At 38.8% G+C, this 5,876-nt stretch carries 10 protein-coding genes; all 10 read left to right on the top strand.

The window, feature by feature from the left end; genetic code table 11:
* Positions 1-146 (top strand): phage antirepressor KilAC domain-containing protein (locus tag AWM68_RS09490; protein WP_197468157.1); only part of this gene is annotated, 146 nt, incomplete at its 5' end.
* 62 nt (positions 147-208) lie between these two features.
* A complete protein-coding gene (locus AWM68_RS09485) occupies positions 209-733 on the top strand; it encodes a helix-turn-helix domain-containing protein (RefSeq protein ID WP_066240460.1) in 525 nt (174 codons plus the stop codon).
* Positions 734-854: 121 nt separating this feature from the next.
* Complete coding sequence (locus tag AWM68_RS09480) at positions 855-1,217, top strand: hypothetical protein (RefSeq protein ID WP_066240458.1); 363 nt, start codon at positions 855-857, stop codon at positions 1,215-1,217.
* Positions 1,218-1,367: 150 nt separating this feature from the next.
* A complete protein-coding gene (locus tag AWM68_RS21725; RefSeq protein ID WP_197468156.1) occupies positions 1,368-1,823 on the top strand; it encodes a hypothetical protein in 456 nt (151 codons plus the stop codon).
* Between the two features lie 88 nt (positions 1,824-1,911).
* Positions 1,912-3,894 (top strand): AAA family ATPase, encoded by a 1,983-nt coding sequence (locus AWM68_RS09470; RefSeq protein WP_066240456.1) that lies wholly within the window; start codon positions 1,912-1,914, stop codon positions 3,892-3,894.
* On the top strand, positions 3,894-4,025 hold the full coding sequence (locus tag AWM68_RS22010) for a hypothetical protein (RefSeq protein ID WP_269446788.1): 132 nt from the start codon (positions 3,894-3,896) through the stop codon (positions 4,023-4,025). Before AWM68_RS09470 ends, AWM68_RS22010 begins: the two co-directional genes overlap by 1 nt.
* Positions 4,025-4,936 carry a recombinase RecT gene (locus tag AWM68_RS09465; protein WP_082820658.1) on the top strand — a complete coding sequence of 304 codons (912 nt, stop codon included), beginning with the start codon at positions 4,025-4,027 and terminating at the stop codon, positions 4,934-4,936. Before AWM68_RS22010 ends, AWM68_RS09465 begins: the two co-directional genes overlap by 1 nt.
* Positions 4,933-5,634, top strand: a complete 702-nt coding sequence (locus AWM68_RS09460; RefSeq protein WP_066240453.1) for an MBL fold metallo-hydrolase — start codon at positions 4,933-4,935, stop codon at positions 5,632-5,634. The genes AWM68_RS09465 and AWM68_RS09460 overlap by 4 nt, the downstream gene beginning before the upstream one ends.
* Positions 5,624-5,821: a hypothetical protein gene (locus AWM68_RS09455; RefSeq protein ID WP_066240450.1), complete on the top strand. Its 198-nt coding sequence runs from the start codon at positions 5,624-5,626 to the stop codon at positions 5,819-5,821. The genes AWM68_RS09460 and AWM68_RS09455 overlap by 11 nt, the downstream gene beginning before the upstream one ends.
* On the top strand, positions 5,808-5,876 hold a 69-nt coding region (locus AWM68_RS22135; RefSeq protein WP_419865580.1), incomplete at its 3' end, for a DUF6906 family protein. The genes AWM68_RS09455 and AWM68_RS22135, both read left to right, overlap by 14 nt.

Raw genomic sequence — 5,876 nt, 5'->3', positions numbered from 1 at the left:
TAGATCGCGGCTACTTTGAAATAAATCAAGGTGTAAAAGAAAGCAGCAAAGGGACTTTTACTTATCTAACCATGAGAGTTACACCAAAAGGACAAGCATACATCATTAATCGTTTGAAGAAAGAACAGCAAGGATTAGCTATCTAATTTAATTATAAATCTAACACTTACACAATCTACCATCTATTAGGTACAAAGGAGGAGCTAGAATGAATCAACTTGGCAATGCACTTGCCAGGGCTCGAAATTGGAAAGGACTAACGCAAGAACAACTATCTCTGAATCTTCCCATGAGTCGTGAAGCATTAAGTAAAGCAGAAACGGGGGCGAGGAAGATTCCTAAAGATCTTCGTCCCATATTGGCAAAGGAACTTGATTACCCATTCTATTCAATGGCTGTAGCACTTGAGGATACAGGAGGGGCATGGGTACCAGAATTAAACGGAGATAAAGTCGATCTTCACCGATCAAGCGTAAGAAGCAAGACTATTGAAGAACTTCAAGAAGCAATAGATGCAATTAGTGGGGTTTGTCTAGTAAATCACCCAGAGTACATACAAGAGCATGAAAGGCATCAACTTAAAAAGGCATTGATGGAAGCCATTGACGCGATTATAGCTTTAACCCATTTTGTAGGAATTATTTGTTTGGAATATGGTTTTTCGTGGCTGGGATTATGGAAGGAACAGCGACTTAAACTCAAAGCAAAAGGCTTTGTAAAAGGGAGTTATTGATGGATAAAGTTCTTTTACTTGCTCAATTAAAAGCAGCATTTCTTGAAATTGAAACATTAGAGCAACTTGTAATTTTCAAAAAGTACACAGAATTACTTTATACCAAATAGGAGGTTAGATTATGAGAACAGCAGCAACAATTAAACTTTTCCCTGCTGAAATGAGCATGGTGAGAAGATCTACAAGATTACTAAGTAATCATCTTAAAGGATGGAATAAAAGACTGTTTGATTCAACAACATTAAAACGCGTGAATGAGTCATCAGGAACTCTTGTTATGGACGGAATGGAATTAAAAGATGTTGCGAGGGCGTTAAGAAAGCAAGGATGGTTTTTCTACAACTCAGGGCATAAAGCAGAAGCAAAAATCTATTTTGAATTAGCACAATGGATCAAGGAGCAAAGAACTCAATTCCAACAGGAAAATGGCCCAAAAATAAAAACAGCCGCTAGTGCGGGAACACTAACAGCTGCTATCGTATAGGACGTTTAACAATTTCATTTTACCATAACTGGTTGATGAACAGCAATAGGCTTCGGTCTCTGCTGTCGGACCTAGGAGAGCCTAACCCCATCCCCTATCTCTCTCTTAGGCCGGACAGTGCGGATCGCACTAGAAATGAGGTGAATGACAATGGCAAGAGTAAAAGAACATATGGAGGAGGACACTATTTCATTCGATGGACATGGAAGAATGAAATTTCATCCGGAATTTCATTTCAGTCATGGTGAATCATTTACTGAGTCTGAATTGGAATACCTCTGTAAGTATTACGAAGTTGATCACGCTAGAACCCTCAGTTTTGCAATGGGAAAAACAGAAGGAACACTTCGATCTAAAGTTGATTATCTAAAGAAAAACGGCTTGTATGATTACTACAAAAATCTTAACAAGCATTGGATAGGAGTGAGTGACATGATTCATTGCTATAAAACGGGAAACTGGTCGCCAGCTGAAACATTCTACATGGTTAACCACGTTCCTGTAGTTGGATTGAAGGAGACAGCTCGTAGACTGAATCGGAAAGAAGAAGAAGTTAAAGCAAAATATGAAAGAGAACAACAAAAAAACCATCACCAGGCAGGGTGACAGTTTTAACGGGATGTGTTTTTAAAAATCTATTAGTTCCATTATATTCACTTATCAACAATTTATCAACAAAAGGAGGAAGTAAGTAGTGAAAACGGAGATTAAGTTACTGCAGCTGAACCTGAAAAACTTCAAGGGTGTTAAACAGTTCACTCTTGATCTACAAGGTGAAAATGCAAAAGTTTATGGTGACAACGCCACTGGAAAAACGACAATGTTTGATGCTTTCATCTGGGTGCTTTTCGATAAGGATAGTCAGAACAAAAAGGACTTCCAGTTAAAAACACTAAGCGGTAAGAATGAAGCGATTCATGGATTAGAACATGAGGTAGAAGCTACCTTTAAAGTTAACGATCGTACACTTACTTTACGAAAAGTATTCTCTGAAAAGTGGACAAAGAAACGTGGATCAGCGTTATCAGAGTTCACAGGCCACACAACGGATTATTACATTGATGGAGTGCCAGTGAAGTTGAAAGAGTATAAGGAGCAGGTAGACACTATTGTTCAGGAGGATATCTTCAAGCTTCTAACCTCTCCATCCTACTTTAACGAACAACTAAAGTGGCAGGATCGCAGAGCATTATTACTAACTATCTGCGGTGATATTACGGACCAGGAAGTTATCGATAGCAACAAAAGTCTTTCAAAGTTAACGATCGTATTGAACGGGAAAACCATTGAGAATCATCGGAAGATGGTTGCTGCTAGAAGAACTGAGATTAACAAAGAATTGGATCGCATTCCAATTCGCATAGATGAAGTTCAACGATCAATGCCAGACACTTCGAATTTAAATGAGGACGAGCTTCAACAAGAAATTTCTTTCCTTAAACATCAGATAGAAGAAAAAGAATCTGAGGTTAACCGCATTAAGTCAGGTGGCGAGATATCCGCTAAGGAAAAGAAACTTCGTGAAGTAGAAGGGGAACTTCAGCAAATAAAAAATGATCTTCAAGGTAAGACCCTTGAAGATATGTCAGCCAAACGTCAGGAGTTATCCTCCATTAAGTTCGAAGCGGAAAATGCGGAGCTACAAATCAGGAGTAAAAGAAACCGTATAGCCAGTAACAATAAAGCAATTCAGAGTTCTGCAGAATTAACAGATCGCTTACGCAAAGAATGGCATGAGGTTAATGGTCGAGTATTTGAATCTCATCATGCTGAGGATTGTCCAACATGCGGACAAGCTTTACCGAGTGAACAAATTCAAGAAGCACACGAAAAAGCATTAGCTCAATTCAATCTTGAAAAGGCGCAGAGGTTAGAAAGAATTAATGCTCAAGGAAAAATGGAAGCTGGTGTTGTTGAAGGGTTAAAGTCTGAAAATCAACAACTAGAACATGAGATTACAAAACTTGAAGAATTTGTTCGTCTTCAAAATTCAGAAATAGAAAGAGTTCAAGACGAAGTATTAAGTCTCCAGGCAGGAGTTAAAAACGTTGACTCAGATCCTCTGTACATCAACAAGAAAAAAGAAGCTATCAATATTGAAGAATCTATACAAAACTTACGTTCTTCAGTTCAAGAATCAGTATACAAAGTGAATCAAGAAATCGTTGTGTTACGCAATGATATGAACACTTTGGATCAAGATAAAGCAAAATTTGCTCAAGTTAAGCTCTCTAAGCAGCGTATTCAAGAACTGGAAGAGCAAGAACGTGGTCTTGCAGCTGAATTCGAAAAGTTGGAGCAAGAACTTTATCTAACCGAAGAGTTTATTCGCACTAAAGTAAATCTGCTAACAGAAAAGATTAACTCTAAATTCAAATACGCTCGTTTCAAATTATTCGATACTCAGATCAATGGCGGGCTTTCTGAAACATGTGAAACCTTGTACGAAGGTGTACCTTACAACGGTGGTTTGAATAACGCCGCACGTATCAATATCGGTCTAGATATCATCAACACTTTAGCAGAGCATTACGGAGTTTCTGCTCCAATCTTTGTAGACAATAGTGAAGCTGTAACGCAGCTGATTGAAGTAAATTCACAGGTTATTAGTTTAGTAGTATCTGAAGCTGATAAAAAACTTCGTGTTGAGTACGGAGATATGGAGGAGGCAATTTAATGACTGTTAAACATGGTGGATGTTCAGTATGTAAAAGCAAAGAACAGGTAATTTTAACAACGGTTACAGTTGGATCTAATTGTATGGCGGTTTGTGACTCATGCAAAAACACAGTAAAGGCGGCTAAATAATGAGCAATCAAAATCAATTAGCAATGGTGAAAAAAGATACCGTTGATATAGTGGCTGCTAAAGTAAAACAGTTTCAAGAGGCTGGTGAACTACATTTCCCAGCTAACTATAGCCCTGAGAATGCAATGAAAAGCGCTTGGTTGATCTTACAAGCCACTAAAGCAGGAAAAAACGATAATTACGCTCCAGTACTTACACACTGTACAAAGGATTCTATCGCAAATGCCTTACTTGATATGGTAGTTCAAGGTCTAAATCCGGCAAAGAAACAAGGCTACTTTATCTGCTACGGTAAACAGTTAGCGTTCCAGCGTTCTTATTTTGGAACAATGGCCGTTACTAAGCGAGTAACAAACGCAAAGGCTATAGATGGCATGGTGATTTATGAAGGCGACGATGTTGATTATGAGATCGTAAATGGTCGTGTAGTTAACCTTAAACATAAACAAAAGTTTGGAAACATAAACAAAGATAAAATTCTAGGTGCTTATGCCACTATCGAAATGCCTGACGGAGAGGTTTATACAGAAATCATGACAATGGATGAGATTAGACAAGCTTGGAGTCAATCTCAAATGTGGGGCAAGGACCAAAAGAAAGAAAAACAAGGTAGCACACATGATGATTTTAAGCAGGAAATGGCTAAGAAGACTGTTATAGGTCGTGCTTGTAAGAAATTCTTGAATTCAAGCGATGATGGTTCCCTGGTAATGCAGCATATCAACGGATCAGATGAACGCTCAGAAGAAATAGAAGTCCAGAAGGAAATAGCTGAAAACGCAAATTCTGAATACATCGATGCTGAGTATAACGAAATCATTGACGATCCCGAACCGCCTAAAAGAGAACAGCCAGAAGAAAAGTTAAAACCAGAACCAGAACCAGTAAACGTAGGCGGACCAGAGTTTTGATCGAGATAAAATCATTTGGAAGCTCGAGCGCGGGGAACTGCTATCACATTACTGATGGCAAGACCCCACTGCTTCTGGAAGCTGGCATCAAGTTTAAAGAGGTTCAGCGACAATTAAACTTTCAAACTACCTCAATAGCAGGCTGTCTTATAAGTCATGAGCACGGTGATCACTGTAAAGCGATTAAAGAGGTATTAAAAGCCGGAATCAATTGTTATATGTCACCGGGTACGGCAGGAGCGTTAAACATTGAACATCACAGAATACATAAAATCGCTTCTAAACAGCCGTTTCGTATCGGTACATGGAATATACTTCCCTTTGATGTTCAACATGATGTAGCAGAGCCTTATGGCTTCTTGTTAACAAACGAAGGAGGAGAAAAGATTCTTTTCGCTACAGACACTTATTACATTCGTTACAAGTTTAAAGGGCTTACACACATCCTTGTTGAGTGCAACTACTCAATGGACATATTGGATGCAAATATCGCACTTGGAAGGACACCAGCTGTCATGAAGAAACGATTGATGAGATCGCATTTCAGCCTGGAGAACGTAAAAGAATTTTTAAAGGTTAACGATCTAAGCAAGGTTCAAGAAATATGGCTGCTTCACCTTTCGGATTCAAACAGCAATCAAGATGAATTTAAGAAAGAGATCATGCAGCTGACTGGGAAGATGGTTTATGTCCCGTAAATATGAAGTGGAAATACCTCACTTGTATTTAGAGCTTACAAGAGGCTACAGCACACGAGGAACGATGTTTAAAAGGTACGTTATGAGTTACATCGAGAGAAACTTTCCAGACTATAAATTTATCAAAATTGAAGGCATGAAAGCCTTATGTGAAAGAAAGGGGCAAGAGGGTCATGAAGAACGGTAAGAAGCCTAATCGCCAGCAACAAGCACTCATCGAGTACAACGGTTTAAATCCTCAA

This window comes from Fictibacillus phosphorivorans, from assembly GCF_001619875.1.
Taxonomy (GTDB): Bacteria; Bacillota; Bacilli; order Bacillales; family Fictibacillaceae; genus Fictibacillus; species Fictibacillus phosphorivorans_B.
Note: the sequence above shows the minus strand (reverse complement) of the source record. Positions and strands in the feature narration are given on the sequence as shown.